This is a genomic window from Aquabacterium sp. NJ1 (assembly GCF_000768065.1).
In the GTDB taxonomy this organism is placed as follows: domain Bacteria; phylum Pseudomonadota; class Gammaproteobacteria; order Burkholderiales; family Burkholderiaceae_C; genus Aquabacterium.
Window position 1 is genome coordinate 712,801 of record NZ_JRKM01000001.1, and the last position, 20,794, is coordinate 733,594.

Here is a 20,794-nt window from a genome sequence, read left to right on the forward strand (position 1 = left end):
TTGATGCATGGTAAAAAACAGCGTTCTCTACACTCTCTCCGCGTTCACCTACCCCACGCGGGCCCCGCATGACCCAATCCACCGATTCCCGGACATCCATGCTGCGCAAAGGCCTGGTCGGCATCGTACTGGCCGCTTTGGCCCTTGGCGCCTTCCTGGCCTGGAACCGGCTCAAGCCGCAAGGCCTGCCTGCCAGCATCGCCAGCGGGAATGGCCGCATCGAAGCCACCGACATCGACGTGGCCACCCGCACTTCAGGCCGACTGAAAGAGTTGCTGGTCAAGGAAGGCGACGATGTCACCGAGGGCCAGGTGATCGCCCGCATGGACACCGCCACACTGGACGCCGATCTGCAGCGCGCCCAGGCCCAGGTCAAGCAGGCCGAAAACGGCAAGGCCACCGCCACGGCCGTGCTGGCGCAACGTGAACAAGCGGTGAACACCGCCTCTGCCGTGGTGGCCCAACGCCAGGCCGAGGTGAATCTGGCGACCAAGCAGTTGCAGCGCACGCAGGAGTTGATCAACAAGGGTTTCGTGTCGCCCCAGAAGCTCGATGAGGCACAGGCCCAGTTGGCCAGCGCCAAGGCGGGCCTGAGCGCGGCACAGTCGCAGGTGGCGGAGGCGCGTTCCGCCATCGTGGCGACCAAGTCGCAAGTGGTGGAAGCGGAATCCGCCATCGCGACCGCCCAGGCTGCGCTCGCGCGAATTCAAGCCGACCTCAATGACACGGTGCTGCGCGCGCCCCGCCCCGGTCGCGTGCAGGTGCTGGCGGCCCAGGCTGGTGAGGTGCTGGGGGCCGGCGGCCGTGTGGTGTCGCTGGTGGACGTGGGCGATGTCTACATGACCTTCTTCCTGCCCGAAACCGCGGCAGGCCGCCTGGCCATTGGCAGCGAGGTGCGCCTGGTGCTGGACGCCGCGCCCCAGTACGTGATCCCCGCCAAGGTGTCTTTCGTCGCCAGCGTGGCGCAGTTCACGCCCAAGACGGTCGAGACCACGGCCGAACGCCAGAAGCTGGTCTTCAAGGTCAAGGCGCAGATCGACCGCGCCCTGCTGGAGCGCTACCGCCAGCAGGTCAAGACCGGCATGCCCGGCATGGCTTACGTGCGCGTTCAGCCTGACACGCCCTGGCCCGACAAACTGGCCATCGCCCTGCCCGCCCAGGCCTACGACAAGCCGAGCAGCGCACCGTGACCCAGGTGGTTGCCCACATCCAATCGCTGACCCACGCCTACAAGCGGGTCAAGGCGCTGGATGACGTCACCCTGTCCATCCCGGCGGGCTGCATGGTCGGCCTGATCGGGCCCGATGGCGTGGGCAAATCCACGCTGCTGGCCCTGCTGGCAGGTGCACGCCAGATCCAGGCCGGGCACATCCAGGTGCTGGGGCAGGACATGGCCAAGGCCTCGCAGCGCCGCGAGATCTGCCCGCGCATTGCCTACATGCCCCAAGGCCTGGGCAAGAACCTGTACGCCACGCTGTCCGTGCGCGAGAACGTGGACTTTTTTGGCCGGCTGTTTGGCCACAGTGAACGCGAACGCGCCGCGCGCATCCATGAACTGCTCACCAGCACCGGCCTGGCGCCCTTTGCCGACCGCCCTGCCGGCAAGCTGTCTGGCGGGATGAAGCAGAAGCTGGGCTTGTGCTGCGCCCTGATCCATGACCCGGACCTGCTGATCCTGGACGAGCCCACCACAGGTGTGGACCCACTGTCGCGCCGCCAGTTCTGGGAGCTGATCGAGCGCATCCGCCAACGCCAGCCCGGCATGAGCGTGCTGATCGCCACGGCCTACATGGAAGAGGCCCAGCGCTTTGACCACCTGGTGGCCATGGACGCGGGGCGTGTGCTCGCCACAGGCAGCCCTGCCGAGTTGTTGCAGCGCACGGGCTGTGATGACCTGGAGTCGGCCTTCATCCAGTTCCTGCCCGCGCAGCGTCGGGAAGGCCACCATGCGCTGGTGGTACCGCCGCGCACTGGCCGTGATGGCGACATCGCCATTGAGGCCCAGGGCCTGACCTGCCGCTTTGGCGACTTCACGGCCGTGGACCATGTCGACCTGTCCATCCACAAGGGCGAGATCTTTGGTTTCCTGGGCTCCAATGGCTGCGGCAAGACCACGACCATGAAGATGCTCACCGGCCTGCTGCCTGCCACGGAGGGCTCGGCTTCGCTGTTTGGTCGCCCAGTGGACGCCAATGACCTGGCTGTGCGCCAGCGCGTGGGCTATATGTCGCAGGGCTTCTCGCTGTACAGCGAGCTGACGGTGATCCAGAACCTGGAGCTGCACGCCAAGCTGTTCCATGTGCCCGTTGAGCAAAGGGCTGAACGCGTGCGCGCCATGCTGCAACGCTTTGATCTGGAGGGCGTGGCCAGCGAGCTACCCGAGAAGCTGCCCTTGGGCGTGCGCCAACGCTTGTCGCTGGCTGTGGCCGTGGTGCACCAGCCCGACATGCTGATCCTGGACGAGCCCACCTCGGGCGTGGACCCGATCGCGCGCGACCGCTTCTGGGAGCTGATGATCCGGCTGTCACGCGAGGACGGCGTCACCCTGTTCATCTCGACGCACTTCATGAATGAGGCCCAACGCTGCGACCGCATTTCGCTGATGCATGCCGGGCGCGTGCTGGCCAGCGGCACGCCCGGCGAGCTGATGCATCAGCATGGGCACCACAGCCTGGAAGAGACCTTCATCGCGCTGCTGGAGCAAGCTCAGGCTGTTGATGCAGCGAGCCAACCCGAGGCCGCTACCGATGTGACACATCAGGAACAGGTGGTTGAACCACATGCGCCATCAGGCACGCCATTGAATGTGCCTCCGAAGGCAGGCACCCACCACCAACGCGCCAAACGATTCAGCCTGGCCCGCCTGCTGAGCTACGCCCACCGCGAGTCGCTGGAGCTGCGCCGCGACCCCATCCGCCTGACGCTCGCGCTGCTGGGCACCGCCTTGTTGATGATCATCATGGGCTACGGCATCAGCATGGACGTGCAGGACCTGCGCTTTGCCGTGCTGGACCGCGACCAGACCTCGGTCAGCCGCGACTACGTGCTCAACATCGCCGGCTCGCCCTACTTCCTGGAGCAGCCCCCGATTCAGAGCGATGCCGACCTGGACCGGCGCATGCGCACGGGCGAGTTGAGCCTCGCCGTGGAGATCCCGCCCGGCTTTGCGGCCGACCTGCAGCGCGGGCGCCCCACCAGCATCGGCGTGTGGGTGGATGGCGCCATGCCCCAACGCGCTGAAACCGTGGCCGGCTACGTGCAAGGTCTGCACGCAGGCTACCTGAGCGAACAAGCGGCGCTGCACGGCCAGGCCACGCCACCCTTGGCCCAGGTTGAGATCCGTTACCGCTACAACCCCGATGTCAAGAGCCTGTACGCCATGGTGCCGGCGGTGATCCCCATTCTGCTCATCTTCATCCCGGCCATGCTGACGGCGCTGGGCGTGGTGCGCGAAAAGGAGCTGGGCTCCATCATCAACCTGTATGTCACACCCGTCACCAAGCTGGAGTTCCTGCTGGGCAAACAACTGCCCTACATCGGCACCGCCATGGTCAGCTTCGCCTTGATGACGGCCATGGCGGTGTGGGGTTTTGGGGTGCCGCTCAAGGGCAGCCTGCTCACGCTCACCATCGGCGCCCTGCTCTACGTCACGGCCTCCACAGGCCTGGGCCTGTTCATGTCCACCTTCACGGGCAGCCAGATCGCCGCCATCTTCGGCACCTCGCTGGCCACCATGCTGCCCGCCATCCAGTTCTCGGGGATCATCAACCCGGTGTCGTCGCTGGAAGGCTTCGCGGCCGTGCTGGGCCGCATCTACCCCACCGGCCCCTTCCTGATCATCAGCCGCGGCACGTATTCCAAGGCACTGGGCTTTGCCGAGTTGTGGCCCTACTTCGTGCCGCTGGCACTCGCCATCCCCGTGCTGACCATCGTCAGCGTGGCCCTGCTCAAGAAGCAGGACAAGTGAGCCCGCCATGACACCCATGCAGCGATCACTGGCCAATGTCTTCAACCTCGGCGTCAAGGAGTTGCGCAGCCTGTGGCGCGACCGCCTGCTCTTGCTGTTCGTGATCTGGGCCTTCTCGGGCGCGCTCTACACCGCCGCCAAGGGCGCCCCTGACCGCCTGCACCGTGCGCCCATGGCCGTGGTCGATGAAGACCAGTCCACCCTGTCGCAACGCATCGTCAACGCGTTCTACCCACCCACGTTCATGAAGCCCAGCCCCATCGGCCTGCCCGACATGGACCCGGGCATGGACGCCGGCCGCTACACCTTCGTGATGGACATACCGCCGGATTTCCAGCGCGATGTGCTGGCAGGCAAGTCGCCCTCCATCCAGCTCAATGTGGACGCCACCCAGATGAGCCAGGCCTTTCTGGGCTCAGGCTACATCCAGAGCATCGCCCTGGGCGAGATCGCCGAGTTCGTGCAACGCGAGCGCAGCGTCAGCACGCCTGCCTTGGACCTGGCCATGCGCATGCGCTTCAACCCCGCCCTGGACAACACCTGGTTCATGGGCGTGATGGAGCTCATCAACAACGTGACCATGCTGTCCATCATCCTGACGGGGGCAGCCTTGATCCGCGAGCGCGAACACGGCACCATCGAACACCTGCTGGTGTTGCCACTCAAACCGGTCGAGATCATGCTGGCCAAGGTCTGGGCCATGGGCGCGGTGGTGCTGCTGGCCACCGGGCTGGCCGTGCACTTTGTATTGCGCGGCGCGCTGGCCATGCCGGTCACCGGTTCGATCGGGCTGTTCATGGCAGGCTGCGCCCTGCACCTGTTTGCCACCACCTCCATGGGCATCTACCTGGGCACCGTGGCGCGCTCCATGCCACAACTGGGCTTGTTGATGATCCTGGTGCTGCTGCCGCTGGAAATGCTCTCGGGTGGCATGACCCCCAGCGAAAGCATGCCAGAGGTGGTGCGTTTCATCATGCTGGGCGCGCCCACCACGCACTTCGTGAGCTTCGCACAGGCTATCCTCTACCGGGGTGCGGATCTGAGCATCGTGTGGCCGCAGTTCGCAGCCATTGCGCTCATTGGCGCCGTGTTCTTCACCGGCTCGCTGCGCCGGTTCCGTGCCGCTGTGGGCCGCATGCAAAGCTGAGGGCATCAACTTGTTCACTCGTCCGACTGCACCGAACAATGGCGCCGGCAATGGCAGGCAAAACGGCCATGGTGGCAACGACAAATCCTGGCCGGTCAGCCCCTGGGGCCTGGCCCTCATCCTGCTGACCGTGCTGTGGGTACGCGACCTGTGGGTCAACAACGCCCAGGTGCAGCCCATGCCCTACAGCGAGTTCGTGCAGCACCTGCAAAGCGGTGATGTGGCCTCCATCCGCATCGGCAGCAACACCATCGAGGGCGAACTCAAGAAGCCGCTGGCAGACGGGCGCCAACGCTTCGTCACCAACCGCGTCGAGCCCGAACTGGCCAAGGACCTGGCCGCCCACAATGTGCGTTTCGAGGGCGTGATCGAGAACACCATCGTGCACGATGTGTTGTCCTGGGTGCTGCCCGTGCTGCTCATGTTCGGGCTGTGGAACCTGCTGGCGCGCAAGATGATGAAAGACGGTGGGCTGGGCGGGCTGGGCGGCATGATGACCGTGGGCAAGAGCCGCGCGCGGGTCTATGCCGAAACCGATGTCAGCGTGCACTTTGAAGACGTGGCCGGCGTGGACGAAGCCAAGGACGAACTGCGCGAATCCGTGGACTTCCTCAAGAACCCGAAGTCGTATGGGCGCCTGGGTGCACGCATGCCCAAAGGCATCTTGCTGATCGGCCCGCCCGGCACCGGCAAGACCATGCTGGCCCGCGCGATGGCAGGTGAAGCGGGCGTGCCCTTCTTCTCCATCAGTGGTTCGGAATTCGTCGAGATGTTCGTGGGCGTGGGCGCGGCCCGTGTGCGCGACCTGTTCGAGCAGGCCCGCCAGGCGGCGCCGGCCATCATCTTCATTGATGAGCTGGATGCCCTGGGCCGCGCGCGCGGGGCGGGCCCCTTGAGCGGCGGCCACGACGAAAAGGAGCAGACGCTGGACCAGTTGCTGTCCGAGATGGATGGCTTTGACGCCAGCGTCGGCGTGGTGATCCTGGCAGCCACCAACCGCCCCGAGGTGCTGGACCCTGCCCTGCTGCGTGCCGGCCGCTTTGACCGCCAGGTGCTGGTTGATCGACCCGACCGCAAAGGCCGCATCGACATCCTGCGCGTGCATCTCAAGAAAGTCACCACGGCCTCGGACGTGAACCCCGACACCATCGCCGGACTCACGCCAGGCTTTGCAGGGGCCGACCTGGCCAACCTCGTCAACGAGGCGGCGCTGCTGGCCACACGCCGGCGCGCCGATGCTGTCGAGGCACGCGATTTCAACGAGGCGGTCGAGCGTATCGTGGCCGGCATCGAGAAGCGCAACCGCGTGCTCAGCCCACGCGAACGCGAAACCGTGGCGTACCACGAGATGGGGCACGCCCTGCTGGCCATGGCTTTGCCGGGAGCCGACCCGGTTCACAAGATCTCCATCATCCCGCGTGGCATCGGTGCCCTGGGCTACACCATCCAGCGTCCCACGGAAGACCGCTTTCTGAGCACACGCACGGAGCTGGAAAACCGCATGACCGTGCTGCTGGGCGGCCGCGCGGCCGAGCAACTCGTGCTGGGCGAAGTCTCCAGCGGCGCCGCCGACGACCTGGCCAAAGCCACCGACATCGCGCTGGACATGGTCACCCGCCTGGGCATGTCAGGTGAGCTCGGCCAGGTGGCTTACGAGCGGCAACGTACGCCCTTCCTGGCCCAGATGCCGCAGTTCGGCTCCGAGCGCAACTACAGCGAAGACACCGCCCGCCACATCGACGAAGCCGTGCGGCAACTGATCGACGGCGCGTTCACCCGGGCCACCGAAGGTCTGCAGGCGAGGCGCACCTTGCTGGAACAAGGTGCGCGCCTGCTGCTGGAGCGAGAAACCCTCACCGAGGCGGAACTCGCCCCACTGGCGGCTTCTGCTCGCACACTGCCAGCCTGAAGACTGCGAGCTCCGCGCGTCCCGTCAGCACCATCACCTTGCACCCGGTATCCAGTCATGACCCATGACAAGTTCATCCAGTCCATCGCTGGCCTGCTCCTGCTTGGCCTGCTGTCGGCATGCAAGCCCGAAGGCCCCGTGCCGTTCTCTGGCTACGCGGAGGCCGATCTCATCTACATCGCGCCATCGGGCGGCGGTGTTTTGCAGGATCTGCACGTGCAACGCGGGGACCACGTCACCCAAGGCACGGCGCTGTTTCAGGTCGATGCCAGCGCAGAGACGTACAACCGGCAAGCCGCCATGGCCCAGCAAAACCGCGCCAACGCCCAGTTGGCCGACCTCAGCAAGGGGCGAAGGCGCGAGGAAATCGCCGCCATCCAGGCGCAACTGGTTCAGGCCAGGGCTGCGCGTGACACGTCCACCGCACAGCTCAAGCGCCAACGCGAACTCATACGCCAGGGTTTCGTATCCGCCGCCCAGATGGACGAACTGCAAGCCACGCAGACCCGTGATGCCGCACGCGTGAAAGAACTGGAAGCGCAACTGGCACTCGCACGCGAAGCTTCACGCCCCGACACCATCCAGGCGGCCAAGGCCGAGGTACAGGCGGCACGCGCCCAGGTTTCGCAGTCCGCCTGGGCCGAAACGCAGAAGGCCCGCAGCGCGCCGGTCAACGCCATCGTGTTCGACGTGCTGTACCGCCAGGGCGAATGGGTGGCCCCGGGCGCCCCGGTGGTGGCCCTGCTGCCTGACCACGGCGTCAAGGTCCGCTTCTTCGTGCCTCAAGCTGATCTGGCCAAGGCGAGTGTCGGCAAGGTCGTCCAGTACCAATGCGACGGTTGCAGCCCAGGCCAGGCCCGCATCAGCTACATCTCCCCGCAGGCGGAGTTCACCCCACCGGTGATCTACAGCAACGAAAGCAAGGACAAACTGGTCTTCATGATCGAAGCCACGCCGCAGGGTGGCCAGGCCTCGCCACTCAAACCCGGCCAGCCACTGACCGTGCGCTTTGCCTCATGAACAGCGCAACCGACCTCGCCATCGATGTGCGTGGCCTGAGCAAGCAGTTTGATGGCCGCACCGTGGTGGACGGCATCGACATCCAGGTACGCCGCGGCGAGATCTGCGGTTTCCTGGGCCCCAACGGCAGCGGCAAGACCACCACCATCCGCATGCTGTGCGGCCTGCTGCAACCCAGCGCCGGCCAGGGCCACTGCCTGGGCTTCGACCTGCTCAGCCAGTCGCGCCAGATCAAGCTGCGCACCGGCTACATGACGCAGAAATTCGGCCTGTACGAAGACCTGTCGATCGAAGAAAACCTGCGTTTCATCGCCGAGGTGTACGACATGCCCAAGGAAGGCGAGCTGGTCCGCCAGACGCTGGAGCGGCTGGGCCTGTACGAGCGACGCGCGCAACTGGCCGGCTCCTTGTCTGGCGGCTGGAAGCAGCGGCTGGCGCTCGCCGCCTGCCTGCTGCATGAGCCCGAGTTGTTGCTGCTTGATGAACCGACCGCCGGCGTGGACCCCAAAGCCCGCCGCGACTTCTGGCACCAGATCCACCTGCTGGCCGCAGAGGGCCTGACCGTGCTGGTCAGCACACACTACATGGACGAGGCCGAGCGCTGCCACCGCCTGGCCTACATCTCCTACGGCAAGCTGCTCACCGCTGGCACGACCCAAGAGGTGATCGCCGACTCGATGCTGCAGACCTGGGAGGTGACCGGGCCGCAACTGGACCGCATCATCAGCCTGACAGCCGAGCACCCGCACTGGATGGCCGTGCCCTTTGGCAGCGAGATCCATGTCAGCAGCACCGAAGGCCAGGACTTCGGCGACTGGCTGACCAGCGTCGCGCCCGGGCACCCCTGGCAGGTTCGCAGCATCCCCACCGGCCTTGAAGACGTCTTCATCCACCTGAGCCGCCATGCACAAGACAATTTCTGACAAGGCCTTGTCCTGGCGGCGTGTGTGGGCGGTGCTGCGCAAGGAGTTCGTGCAACTCAAGCGTGACCGCCTCACCCTGGCCATGCTGATCGGCATCCCGCTGATCCAACTCATCTTGTTTGGCTACGCCATCAATGGCGACCCCAAGCACCTGCCCACCGTCATCGCCGCCACCGACAACGGCCCCTTGAGCCGCAGCGTGATCCGCGCCATCGAAAACACGGGCTATTTCGACATCCAGGCCGTTGTCAGCGAAACCGAAGCGGAACGCCAGATCAGCGAAGGCCTGGTGCAGTTCGCCATCGTGTTGCCCTCGGACTTCAGCCGCAAGCTGTTGCGCGGCGAGCACCCGGTCATCGCCGTGTATGGCGATGCCAGCGACCCATCCACCTCGGGTGGCGCCATCTCGGCGCTCAACCAGTTGCCCGCCCAGGCCCTGCAGACGGAACTGCGCGGCCCGCTGGCGCACCTGCGCAGCACGCAGCCACCCTTCGAGCTGCGCGTGCACCGCCGCTACAACCCCGAGGGCATCACCGCCTACAACGTGGTGCCAGGCCTGATGGGCATCATCCTGGTCATGACCCTGGTGATGATGACGGCCATGGCCATGACGCGAGAGCGCGAGCGCGGCACCCTGGAAAACCTGCTGGCCACGCCCGTCAAACCCATCGAGGTCATGATGGGCAAGATCCTGCCCTACGTGGTGATCGGCTACGTGCAGGTCTCGATGATCTACATCGCCTCGCGCGTGTTGTTCGATGTGCCGATGTTCGGCAGCTACCTGTTGCTCGCCGGCGCTGTGCTGGTCTTCATCATCGCCACGCTGGTGGTGGGCTTCCTGTTTTCCACGGTCGCGCGCACACAGCTCCAGGCCATGCAGATGGCCATCTTTTTCTTCCTGCCCAACATCATGCTTTCGGGCTTCATGTTCCCGTTCCGGGGCATGCCGAGGTGGGCGCAATGGCTGGGTGAATGCCTGCCCGTCACGCACTTCCTGCGCGTGGTTCGAGGCGTCATGCTCAAGGGTTCGACCCTGGCCGATGTCGGGCACGAACTGTGGCCCATGGCCTTGTTCATCTTGCTGGTGGGCGGCTTGGCGATGCGGCGCTACCGCCAGACGCTGGACTGATCCCCACCAGCAAGCCGGATCGAGCGCCGGATTTACCTGGGTACCGACGCCGCCGAAGGCGCAGCCACCTTGGGTGCCAGCATCACGCGGGTCTTGCCGCCGGTGGTCACCAGGATGACGGCGTCACCGGGGTTGAAGGTTTCGTTGCCCTTAGCCTGCACGATCGAGCGGCGCTGGCCATTGGCCGTCTGCAGCAGGATCTCGATGGCGTCTTCACGCGTGCCGAAACGCTCCACGGCGTTACCGACCACCGCGCCCACCACGGCACCGGCCACGCCGATCATGGCCGAACTGCGGTTGTTGCTGGAGGCGCCCATACCGGCCGCACCACCCAGCACGCCACCGGTCACGGCACCGGCGCCGCTCTGGCTGCCTTCGATCACGACCGGCCGCACGTTGAGCACCACGGCGTCTTCAACCTGAGACATGCGCTGGGCGTTCTCGGGCTTGATCACATCGGGGCTGGTGGTGGAACAGGCGGCCAGCACACACAGAGACACGGCGGCAACCGACTTCAGGGTCACCTGCATAACTTGCTTCATAAAAGCCTCGCTTCAGTACACGAACCGGGCATCTCGATGACGCCCTATCCCGGCACTGTAGCGCAGTCGCGTGAGGCTTGTGTAAAGCAAAACCGCGTCAGTCGTCGATGCCCAGTTCCTGGATCTTGCGCGTGATCGTGTTGCGCCCGATGCCCAGCTTTTGTGCCGCTTCAATCCGGCGACCACGGGTGAGATCCAGCGCCGTGTGGATCAGGCTGGCCTCGAACTGGCGGGTCAGCACATCCCACACATCCGGCTGGCCGGACTCCAGGCGAGAACGGGCATCGCGCTCCAGATCCTTGAGCCAGGACGGGGCACCCGAAGCCAGGCCCGCCGCAGGCGCACCCGAATCCCCGGGCGACGAAACGCCCGCCGGAGCGCCATAGGCAGATGGCACCGGGCTGGCTGGCATCGCCGAACCAAATGGCGCACCATTACCCGCAGAGCTGGGCGCCGAATAGGCCATCGGCTCACCGACCGGCGCAGTCCAGGCATCCACCGGCAAACGCGCCGGTTCCACGTGCGACACCACCGAAGCCGCAGGCGCAGCCGCCTCCGACATTGGCGCATCCGGCAACACGGCCATCGGCGAAATCAGTGACTTGTCGTCCAGCAACTCGGGCGGCAGGTCCTTGGTCTCGATCACCTGGGCGGGCGCCATCACTGTCAGCCAATGGCAGATGTTCTCCAGCTGGCGAACGTTGCCAGGGAAGTCAAAACCAGCCAGCCGGGCCAGGGCCTGCTCGGAGATCCGCTTGGCCTCCACGCCCAGGTCCTTGGCGCTCTTTTGCAGGAAGAAGCGCGCCAGCGTGGGGATGTCCTCGCGGCGCTCGCGCAGGGCCGGCAGGCGCAGGCGGATCACGTTCAGGCGGTGGAACAAGTCCTCGCGGAACACACCCTGGCGGACGCGGTCCTCCAGGTTCTGGTGGGTGGCGGCGATCACACGCACATTGCTCTTGAGCGGGTGGTGGCCGCCCACGCGGTAGAACTGGCCATCGCTGAGCACACGCAGCAAACGCGTCTGCAGATCAAACGGCATGTCCCCGATTTCATCGAGGAACAAGGTGCCGCCATCGGCCTGCTCGAAGCGGCCACGGCGCATGGTCTGCGCACCGGTGAAGGCGCCGCGCTCATGGCCGAACAGTTCGGATTCCAGCAAGTCCTTGGGGATGGCCGCGGTGTTGATGGCCACGAAGGGCCCGTTGCCACGGGGGCTGTGCTTGTGCAGCGCGCGCGCCACCAGCTCCTTGCCCGCCCCGGATTCGCCGGTGATCAGCACCGTCACATTGCTCTGGCTGAGGCGGCCAATGGCACGAAACACATCCTGCATCGCCGGGGCCTGGCCCAGCATCTCGGGCATCTGTGTCACGCGCTCGTCGATCACCTCTTCGCGCACGCTCTCGTCCACGGCGCGGCGGATCAACTCAACCGCCTTGGGCAAGTCGAAAGGCTTGGGCAGGTACTCGAACGCACCGCCCTGGAAGGCCGACACGGCACTGTCCAGATCCGAGTAGGCCGTCATGATGATGACGGGCAGCCCCGGCAGGCGCGCCTTCACTTTGGACAGCAGGTCAATGCCCGAGCCACCGGGCATGCGGATGTCAGACACCAGCACCTGCGGCTCGTCGTCGTCGAGCGCCGCCAGGACATCGCGGGGGTTGGTGAACACGCGGACCGGCAGGTTCTCGCGGGTCAGTGCCTTTTCAAGCACAAAGCGGATGGATTGGTCGTCGTCAACGATCCAGATGGGTTTCATGCTGGCCTAGTGTGGATGGCATCCCGAACCGGATACGGAAGCGACGGCCGGCGTCACGGCAAAGGTATCAATATTTTGAATACCGTGCGTCCCGGCTCGCTTTCGCATTCGATGGTGCCTTGATGCTGTTGAACGAAGGTTTGCGCCAAAGTCAGACCCAGGCCGGAACCACCCTCGCGCCCCGACACCAGCGGGTAAAAAATGCGATCGCGGATGGCCTCCGGTATGCCCGGGCCGTTGTCCTCAATATGCAAGACCAATGCCAGGCGATGCGAATGGCGGTTGATCGTCACCCTGCGCGCCACGCGGGTACGCAGGATCAGCAAGGCGTCACCTGCGGCAATGCGATCCGACAAAGCCTGCGCTGCATTGTGCGCAATGTTCAACACGGCCTGGATCAGTTGCTCGCGGTCACCGCGGAATTCAGGCAGGGAGGTGTCGTAGTCCCGCTGGACCCGCAGCCCCTTGGGGAACTCCGCCAGGATCAGCGAGCGCACCCGCTCACACACCTCGTGGATGTTGACGTCGCCGACCAGGTGCGGGCGGCGGTGCGGCGCCAGCAGCCGGTCCACCAGCAACTGCAAACGATCCGCCTCGTGGATGATGACCTGCGTGTACTCGGTCAGCGACTTGGACTCCAACTCCATCTGCAGCAACTGCGCCGCGCCACGGATGCCACCCAGCGGGTTCTTGATCTCGTGCGCCAGGTTGCGGATGAGCTCCTTGTTGGCCTGTGCCTGGTCCAGCGCGCGCTCCTCGCGCTCCTGCCGGGTCTGCTGCTCGATTTCAACCAGCTCGATCAGCACGTGCGCCGTATGGTCCATCCGGGTCACGATGACCTGAACCGGCAGCGGGTCGCCCGCCAGCACATGCTGATGCCGCTTGAGCTCGGCCTGCAGGCGGCTGGTGGCGAACTCGTTGCGCGCCACGGCCGTGACGATGTCCCGCAGCAGGGTCGGGTCCACAAACCAGTCGAAGATGGACTCACGCATCACGCTGCGCCGCGACAGGCCCAGCACCTCCTCGAACACGGCGTTGGCGAACAAACATTGCCCGCCCGACTCGACCACCGCCACCATGGTAGCCAGGTAATCAAATGCCGCGTACGGCGTGGACGCCTCCTGCGCCCCGCTCGCAACCCCGCGCCTGGCACCCTTGCCCGGCGCCACCGATTTGCTCGCCATCATCCCGAAACCTCATCTGCCGAACCTGCACATGGCTGCGGCTCGGCACAAGCGCTTACTGCGCAGGCTTGCCAGCCGGTGCGCTACCGGCACTACCCAGGTTGCCCAACTCACGCTTGAGGGCGGCCACATCGGCCTCCTTGCGCGTGATGGCGGCCTTCATCTCGTTGACGCGGTCCTGGTACTTCTGGAAGTTGCGCTCGTCGCCCTTGCGATCGGGCTGCCCGTTGTTGTATTCCTTTTGCAGCGCGGCCAAGGCCTCTTCTTCCTTGCGAAGCTCGGCCTCCAGGATCTTGCGGCGATCGGCATCGCGCGCCTTCTGGTCGTCGCTGGACACCTTCTCACCGGCGGCACCGCTGCCAGACGATGGCGCTGAACGCGCCCCGCCCTTGGGGATCACGGACTGGATCACCGTGATGGGCGCGCCATCGAGCGTCTTGCAGCCCTTGGCCGCGGCCTCTTTGGCGCTCAGTGCATCGGTGTACAGGTTGCCGGGGCAGCGGTAAACCGGCTTGTCCTCGGCATGTGCGGGCGACTGGGCCAGGAGCAGCACGCCAGCCGTTGCCAGGCCCATCAACCAGCCAGAACGCCCAGACGTGCCCCGACCCGATTCAGCCACAGGTAGGTGATTAGCCATATCCGTCATGTTGATCCAATGAAGTACCTCGGGTGCCGCACCCGAAATCTGACAGGCAGTATGCACTCAAGCCACGGGAGGCAGTCAACAGCACAAGCCAGCGAAGGCCGCCCACATCGCCTCACGGCGCAGAAAACAACACCTGAAACGAAAAAGGGCGACTTGCGTCGCCCTTCGATCTGGCCCCTGAGAGCCATGCCCGCATCCCGAAGGATCACAGAGCGTAGTACATGTCGTACTCGACCGGATGGGTGGCCATGCGGAAACGAGTCACTTCCTGCATCTTCAGTTCGATGTAGGCGTCCAGGTACGAATCGGTGAACACGCCACCCTTGGTCAGGAACGCGCGGTCCTTGTCCAAGTATTCCAGAGCCTGATCCAGGCTGTGGCAGACGGTCGGCACCAGTGCATCTTCCTCGGGAGGCAGATGGTACAGGTCCTTCGTGGCGGCTTCGCCCGGATGGATCTTGTTTTCCACGCCGTCCAGACCAGCCATCATCAGGGCTGCGAAAGCCAGGTAAGGGTTGGCGGAAGGATCGGGGAAACGTGCTTCGATACGGCGGCCCTTGGGGTTCGCGACGTAAGGAATACGGATCGAGGCGGAGCGGTTCTTGGCCGAGTAAGCCAGCTTCACCGGGGCTTCGAAACCAGGCACCAGACGCTTGTACGAGTTCGTACCGGGGTTGGTGATGGCGTTCAGGGCACGAGCGTGCTTGATGATGCCGCCGATGTAGTACAGGGCGAATTCGCTCAGGCCAGCATAGCCTTCGCCGGCGAACAGGTTCTTGCCGTCCTTCCAGATGGACTGGTGAACGTGCATGCCGGAACCGTTGTCACCCACGATGGGCTTGGGCATGAAGGTGGCGGTCTTGCCGTAAGCATGGGCCACGTTCGTGATCACATACTTTTGCAGTTGCAGCCAGTCAGCGCGCTGAGTCAGGGTGCTGAACTTCGTGCCGATTTCCATCTGGCCAGCGTTGGCCACTTCGTGGTGGTGCACTTCAACGGGAATGCCCAGCGATTCGAGGATCAGGCACATTTCCGAACGCATGTCCTGGCCCGAGTCAACGGGAGGCACGGGGAAGTAGCCGCCCTTGACGGTGGGACGGTAGCCGGAGTTGCCGTGCTCGTATTCCTTGGAGGTGTTCCAGGCGCCTTCTTCGGATTCGATCTTGAAGAAGCTGCCGGACATTTCATTGCCCCAGCGGACCGAGTCGAACACGAAGAATTCGGGTTCCGGACCGAAGTAGGCGGTGTCGCCCAGGCCCGAAGCCTTCAGGTAGGCTTCAGCGCGCTTGGCCAGCGAGCGAGGATCGCGCTCGTAGGGCTTGCCGTCATGCGGATCGATCACGTCGCAAGACAGGATCAGGGTGGGCTCTTCGAAGAAAGGGTCGATATTCGCCGTGTTGGGATCGGGCATCAGCAGCATGTCGGATGCTTCGATACCCTTCCAGCCAGCGATAGACGAACCGTCGAAGGCGTGGCCCGAGGTGAACTTGTCTTCGTCGAAATGGGAAACGGGCACGGAAACGTGCTGTTCTTTGCCACGGGTGTCAGTGAAGCGGAAGTCAACGAACTTGACTTCGTTGTCCTTCACGAGCTTCATCACGTCGGCGACGGTCTTGTTGGCCATCAGGTGCTCCTAGCAAGAGGCGTAATGTGGATGCAAGAGGAATTTGTGTCTGTTTCCAGATCAGAAACAGCGCGCAGTGTAATAGCAGAAAGCGTGCCTCACGGCGATGACAGATCAAGCTTTGCGATTTCCTGCGCGGGTAAGCCCCTGGGAAATCGCACCGAAGCGGTTCAGATCGTCCGATTAACCATGCACTCGAACATGCCATCTTGCGAATGGTGGAATGCATCGGCAGCCGACGCAGGATCTGGCGAAGGCTGCTGCGCACCACTTTCGTGCGCAAACAGCATCACGAGCCTGATTGCACCACATTGGGGCCAATTGATGCACCAATACGAGACAAGCCAGCCAGCATCTCATTGAAAGCCGCTTCGACCTGATCCGGGGCGCCTTTTACCCCCAACTCGATGTGGCGGCCATGCACCGGGTGGTCCACGCTGGGCAGGCTGAACACCTTGACCGGCGCAAAACGCGCTTCGATGTCCACCATCAGCGGGGTGAGCACCGATTCAATGGCGCCGTACACCACCACGGCCTTTTCCGTCAGCCGGCCACGGCCATGCAGATCGGCATGGCAGTTGTCCAGCACCCAGGCCATCATGGGCCAGGCCATCACCGGGAAGCCGGGCAGGAAGTGCACGCGCCCCAGCAGGCTGAACCCCGGAATCTGGTTATAGGGGTTGGGGATGATGCTGGCGCCCTGCGGGAAGTGGCCCATCTGCAGGCGCCGCAGCGTATCGGGCGAATCCGGCTCGAACGGCTTGCCCTCTTGCTCGGCCAGCTTGCGGCAACGCGCCAGAATCAGTTCACGTGCCTCGGGATGCAGGCTCAACTCGGCCCCGAGCGCGCGGCCAGCACATGCACGCGTGTGGTCGTCCGGGGTGGCGCCGATGCCCCCGAAGGAGAACACCACGTCGCCACTGTCCAGCGCATGGCGCAGGTCGGCGGTGATGCGTTCGGGCTCGTCACCCACATAGCGGGCCCAGGACACCGCCATGCCACGCTCGGTCAACAGCTCGATGGCCTTGCTCAAGTGCTTGTCCTGACGGCGGCCGCTGAGGATTTCGTCGCCGATGATGATGAGACCGATCATGGTGTGGGTTCCGTGTTGATGACCTGATTGACCGCGTCGCCAGCCACACGCCGATGCGCCTGCAAGGCCGGCAGCAGGAAGTGGGCGAACCAGAGGCTGGAGAAAGCAAAGACCAGCGTGTAAAGCCAGACAGAGAGCAGCAGCATCAAGGGCGCGAGCGCCACGGTGAGTGCGCCCATGGCGGCCCACAAGGCGGTGGGTGCGGCACCGATGTAGCCGCACAGCACCCCCATGCCCAGAAGGCTGCGGTGATGCTGCTTGAGCAAGGCGTCCCGCTCGGCGGGTGTGGCCAGATCAACCAAGGTGTCAAAGGCCATCACGCGGTAGGTCAGCCAGCCCCAGATGATGGGCGGCACCAGCACGGCAAAGACCGGGATCACCCACAAGGGCAGGCTGAGCAGGAACAGGCTCAAGGCCGTGAGTGAGGCCCCCGCCGACCACAGCAGTGAACGCCACCAGGGCGCGCTCTCACGATCAGGCAGTTGAGGAAAGCGCCGCTGGCGGACCAGCTTGACCAGCGCAGGCGTCATCAGGCTGGCCACCAGCAACAGGCACAGCACGATCACCAGTGGCACCGCCAACAGCACCAGCAGGAACGGCGCCACCATGGCGCGCAGAAAACCCAAGCCTGCCCCGTCCATCCAGCCCAGCACCGTGTGGCTGAAGCCCCAGGCGTCCAGCGTCTCCCGCACGGCGGCCACGCCGGGTGTCCAGCCAAACCAGGTCAGCAGGCCCAGGCTCAGCGCCGCCAGGATCAGGGGCAACAAAGAGAGGTAGATCACGCGGGGATGCAGGCAGTACGCCAGCGAGCGCCATGCGGCGTCGATCATCAAACCAGCTGAGGACAACTGCGCGCGCAAAGGCGCATCAAGGGAACGAGAAGATTGCATGCCTGGCAGCATACCCAAGCCGCACCGATCTGGCTGAGCAGCGCCAGAACAGGCCTCAAGTTCGATCGCCCAGCAGGCGCTTGAGGCCCAGCCACTGCTGCGCCCAGAAGCCTGTGCCGTAATCCCGCCCACCGTATTCGGGCAACTGGTCGCGGATGCCGGTGGGCTCGAAGTGGCCGTCAAAGCGGGCCGTGTCAAACAGCATGTCCCACACCGGGAACAGCACTGCGAAATTACAGCCGCCCAAGGTGCCGGGTTGCGCCCCCTCGTGCCCCAGCCCGATGGCGTGGTGCAGGCGATGAAAGCGCGGCCCGACGAGCAGGCGCTCGCCCAACCAGCCGAAGCTGACGCGCGCATTGGCATGCGACAGGTTCTCGATCAGCTGCGTCACCGCCACCACGGCCACGAACTGCCCTGGTGGCACGCCAATGGCGCGGGCCGTGAACGCGATGATCAGGTCGCGGATGAGGTCATCGAGCAGATGGTTGCGGTTGTCGCTCCACATCGTCATGTGACGCTGGCTGTGGTGCACGGCATGCAGCGCCCACCAGCGATCAAAGTGGTGCTGGCCGCGGTGGATCCAGTAGTCCACCAGGTCGAACACCACGAGGTAAAGCACAAAACTCGCCCAGGCGGTATCGGTCACGCCAGGCCACCAGAGCGCCGCCACGGCATCCAGCTGCCAGCCATCCAGCCCGCTGACACGCGCCTGCCCGAACAAGGCATCCAGCAGGGGCTCGACCGAGAAAAACATGGCCACACGGAACAGGCCCAACCGGTGCACCAAGGTGTAGATCGCATCGGCCCGCACGGCTGCACCATGCGCGCCGCGCTCAACCGGGCGCCAACGCTGCAAAGGCGCGATCACGGCCAACATCAGCAGCAACTGGATCAGACCGACCAGCAGCCAGCCCGTGGCGCCGTAAGCGTCCTCCAGCAGATTGCCCATGCCGAGCGCGAACATCACAGGTTGCACCACCGCCTCGAACAACCATTGCTGGAGCTGGCCGAAGGCATCGGTCACAGGCGTGATCAGGATGTCATCCAACATGTTCAGGGTTGTACGGGGGCTTTGCCTGCGCCGGCGTAATCAGGGTGCTCGCGCAAGGTGGCGAAGCACAGGCCCTTGGCTTTCAGGCCCACGATGAGCGGCTCCAGCACAGCGGGCGCCCAGGCATCCTGGCGAGACCAGATGCCCAGGTGCATCAGCAGAATGTCGCCCGTGTGCACGCGCTTCAAGGCCTGCCGCAAGAGCGTGGCATTGGGGTAGCGGTCACTGGGCAGTTCATCACCCAGAAAGCCGGCTGATGTCCAGGGCACGTGCTGCCAGCCGCAGGCTTTGGCCGCGGCGATCAAGGCCGGCGAGGTCTTGCCGCCCGGTGCGCGGAAGATGGCGCGCATGGGCTGCCCCGTCATCTGCAAAAAGCGTTGTGCGGGCTGCGCCAGCTGGGCGCAGTACTGTGATGCCGTCAGGTGCTGCACCTGCCCGGCCTTGGGCCCGGCCGTACCTTTGAGCACAAATCCGCCTGGCTCATCGGCCTTCCAGCTCAGGTGGTCCCAGGTGTGCGAGCCGAAGTCGTGCCCCTGCGCGGCCAGCACCTTCCACCAAGGTGCCCACGTGTCATCCAGCGTGCTGCCCTCGGGGTGGCCTGCCACGGCCTGCGTGCGTTCATTGGCCAGGAAGAACGTGGCCTTGACGTCATGTCGCTTGAGCGTGTCCACGATCAAAGGGGCCACGCCCATGTGGCCCGTGTCGATCGTCAGGTAGACGGGGTGATCGCAAGCGGCCTGCGCCACGCTGCTCGCAAGCGACAGCAGACCTGCCAGCAGCAGGCGCAAGCCCTGGTGACGAGGCTCAGCCGCGTGGTGCATGGTCCAGCGTCCACACGCCGTGAGGCGAACGCCCGACGCGCACCTGGCGGATCACCTTCTGCGTGACGGTGTCGATGAGCGTCAGCTTGCGGGACCAGCGCGAGGTGACCAGGATGGTCTTGCCATCGGCCAGCAGGTCCATGCAATCCGGGCCACCTGGCGCAGGGTAAGTGGCGACCACGCTCATGCTTTGCATGTCGATCTTGCTGATGGTGTTGGCCACACGGTTGCTCAACAGCACGTGGCGCTTGTCACCCCAGGCTCGAAAGGCGTGGGCGCCCTCCCCGGTCTTGATGCGCTTGCTCAGCACCGGCTTGGGCCCGGTAATGTCATAGACCTCGACATAGCTGTCGCCAGTCAGGCCGATCATCAACTGTTTGTCATCCGGCGTCAGGAACACATCGGCCGGCAGCTTGCCCACGGGCACCTTCCAGCGCGGTGTTTGCGTGGCCAGGTCAATGGCGATCAGCTCGTCGCTGTCCTGCATGGACACATAGGCCACCGTGCTCTTGCTGTCGATGTTGATGTGGCTGGGGGTCTTGCCGGTGGCAATGCGTTTGGCCAAGGCCAGGTCCACGCCGCCACCGGCACGAGGCGTGGAACGGTAGATGTCCACGTGGTTCAGGCGGTTGGCAGCCGTCACGAACCACTTCATGTTGGGCGAGAAACGAAGCTGGTACGGGTCGGCAATGCCCTCCATCACGCGCTGGATCTGGCCGGTTTTCGGATCCACCAAAGTGAGCGAATCCGCCAGGGCGTTGGCCACCATCAGCGACTTCTCATCGGGCGTGAGGTAGAGGTGATGCGGCTCTTTGCCGGTGGGCAGGCGGCGCAACTCCTGGAAGCTCACCGGGTCCACCACGCTGATGGTGGCGTCCAGCGAGTTCAGCACGAAGATCGGGGGCTTGGCGCCTTGCGACCAGGCCGGGGCACTCAGCAGGACGGCACCAAGCGCGCAGAGTTGCGCGCCAAGTTGTGCCTGCCAACGTGCCAGCAAGGGGCGCAAGAAATCCAAACTGGGCGAACGGCTCGGGCTGTCTGTGAAATGCATTGATTTACTTAACTTCGGTCAAGCTTTCCAGTGTAAGCCGC

General features: G+C 64.7%; 17 protein-coding genes. 7 read left to right on the forward strand and 10 right to left on the reverse strand.

The genetic code is table 11. The features are described 5' to 3' along the window. The first annotated feature begins 68 nt into the window (after positions 1-68). The 7 genes from JY96_RS03045 (at position 69) to JY96_RS03075 (ending at position 10,095) form a co-directional block, all read left to right on the forward strand. The gene (locus JY96_RS03045) at positions 69-1,190 is read left to right on the forward strand and encodes an HlyD family secretion protein (protein ID WP_081960993.1); all 1,122 of its coding nucleotides are present in this window, start codon (positions 69-71) and stop codon (positions 1,188-1,190) included. Then, entirely contained in the window at positions 1,187-3,967 is a 2,781-nt protein-coding gene (rbbA, locus tag JY96_RS03050) for a ribosome-associated ATPase/putative transporter RbbA (protein WP_035034834.1), read from the forward strand. The genes JY96_RS03045 and rbbA overlap by 4 nt, the downstream gene beginning before the upstream one ends. Positions 3,968-3,983: 16 nt before the next feature. Then, positions 3,984-5,114, forward strand: coding sequence for an ABC transporter permease (locus tag JY96_RS03055; RefSeq protein ID WP_035034837.1), 1,131 nt, complete (start codon positions 3,984-3,986; stop codon positions 5,112-5,114). 109 nt (positions 5,115-5,223) lie between these two features. After that, entirely contained in the window at positions 5,224-7,023 is a 1,800-nt protein-coding gene (gene ftsH, locus JY96_RS03060; RefSeq protein ID WP_035040989.1) for an ATP-dependent zinc metalloprotease FtsH, read from the forward strand. A gap of 57 nt (positions 7,024-7,080) precedes the next feature. Next, positions 7,081-8,043 (forward strand): HlyD family secretion protein, encoded by a 963-nt coding sequence (locus tag JY96_RS03065; RefSeq protein WP_052162079.1) that lies wholly within the window; start codon positions 7,081-7,083, stop codon positions 8,041-8,043. Beyond that, positions 8,040-8,966, forward strand: coding sequence for an ABC transporter ATP-binding protein (locus tag JY96_RS03070; protein ID WP_035034839.1), 927 nt, complete (start codon positions 8,040-8,042; stop codon positions 8,964-8,966). Before JY96_RS03065 ends, JY96_RS03070 begins: the two co-directional genes overlap by 4 nt. Continuing rightward, complete coding sequence (locus JY96_RS03075; RefSeq protein WP_035034848.1) at positions 8,947-10,095, forward strand: ABC transporter permease; 1,149 nt, start codon at positions 8,947-8,949, stop codon at positions 10,093-10,095. The genes JY96_RS03070 and JY96_RS03075 overlap by 20 nt, the downstream gene beginning before the upstream one ends. A gap of 32 nt (positions 10,096-10,127) precedes the next feature. Here the strand turns inward: JY96_RS03075 and JY96_RS03080 are convergent, their stop codons facing one another. From JY96_RS03080 to JY96_RS03125, 10 genes are all read right to left on the reverse strand, one after another. Continuing rightward, the gene (locus tag JY96_RS03080) at positions 10,128-10,637 is read right to left on the reverse strand and encodes a hypothetical protein (RefSeq protein ID WP_035034851.1); all 510 of its coding nucleotides are present in this window, start codon (positions 10,635-10,637) and stop codon (positions 10,128-10,130) included. 97 nt (positions 10,638-10,734) lie between these two features. Then, complete coding sequence (gene ntrC / locus JY96_RS03085) at positions 10,735-12,393, reverse strand: nitrogen regulation protein NR(I) (RefSeq protein WP_035034854.1); 1,659 nt, start codon at positions 12,391-12,393, stop codon at positions 10,735-10,737. 53 nt (positions 12,394-12,446) lie between these two features. Next, complete coding sequence (gene glnL, locus JY96_RS03090; protein WP_255352654.1) at positions 12,447-13,580, reverse strand: nitrogen regulation protein NR(II); 1,134 nt, start codon at positions 13,578-13,580, stop codon at positions 12,447-12,449. 52 nt (positions 13,581-13,632) lie between these two features. Beyond that, positions 13,633-14,151 (reverse strand): hypothetical protein, encoded by a 519-nt coding sequence (locus tag JY96_RS03095; protein WP_052162882.1) that lies wholly within the window; start codon positions 14,149-14,151, stop codon positions 13,633-13,635. Between the two features lie 277 nt (positions 14,152-14,428). Beyond that, positions 14,429-15,847: a type I glutamate--ammonia ligase gene (gene glnA, locus JY96_RS03100; protein WP_035034856.1), complete on the reverse strand. Its 1,419-nt coding sequence runs from the start codon at positions 15,845-15,847 to the stop codon at positions 14,429-14,431. Between the two features lie 289 nt (positions 15,848-16,136). Beyond that, positions 16,137-16,940 carry a molybdopterin-binding protein gene (locus tag JY96_RS03105; protein ID WP_035034859.1) on the reverse strand — a complete coding sequence of 268 codons (804 nt, stop codon included), beginning with the start codon at positions 16,938-16,940 and terminating at the stop codon, positions 16,137-16,139. Next, positions 16,937-17,830 (reverse strand): EI24 domain-containing protein, encoded by an 894-nt coding sequence (locus tag JY96_RS03110; protein WP_161784229.1) that lies wholly within the window; start codon positions 17,828-17,830, stop codon positions 16,937-16,939. Before JY96_RS03110 ends, JY96_RS03105 begins: the two co-directional genes overlap by 4 nt. 55 nt (positions 17,831-17,885) lie before the next feature. Continuing rightward, positions 17,886-18,881 (reverse strand): sterol desaturase family protein, encoded by a 996-nt coding sequence (locus tag JY96_RS03115; RefSeq protein ID WP_052162080.1) that lies wholly within the window; start codon positions 18,879-18,881, stop codon positions 17,886-17,888. Positions 18,882-18,883: 2 nt separating this feature from the next. Next, entirely contained in the window at positions 18,884-19,702 is an 819-nt protein-coding gene (locus tag JY96_RS03120) for a polysaccharide deacetylase family protein (protein WP_035034862.1), read from the reverse strand. Next, positions 19,686-20,708, reverse strand: coding sequence for a YncE family protein (locus tag JY96_RS03125; protein WP_369796118.1), 1,023 nt, complete (start codon positions 20,706-20,708; stop codon positions 19,686-19,688). The genes JY96_RS03120 and JY96_RS03125 overlap by 17 nt, the downstream gene beginning before the upstream one ends. Positions 20,709-20,794 lie beyond the last annotated feature (86 nt).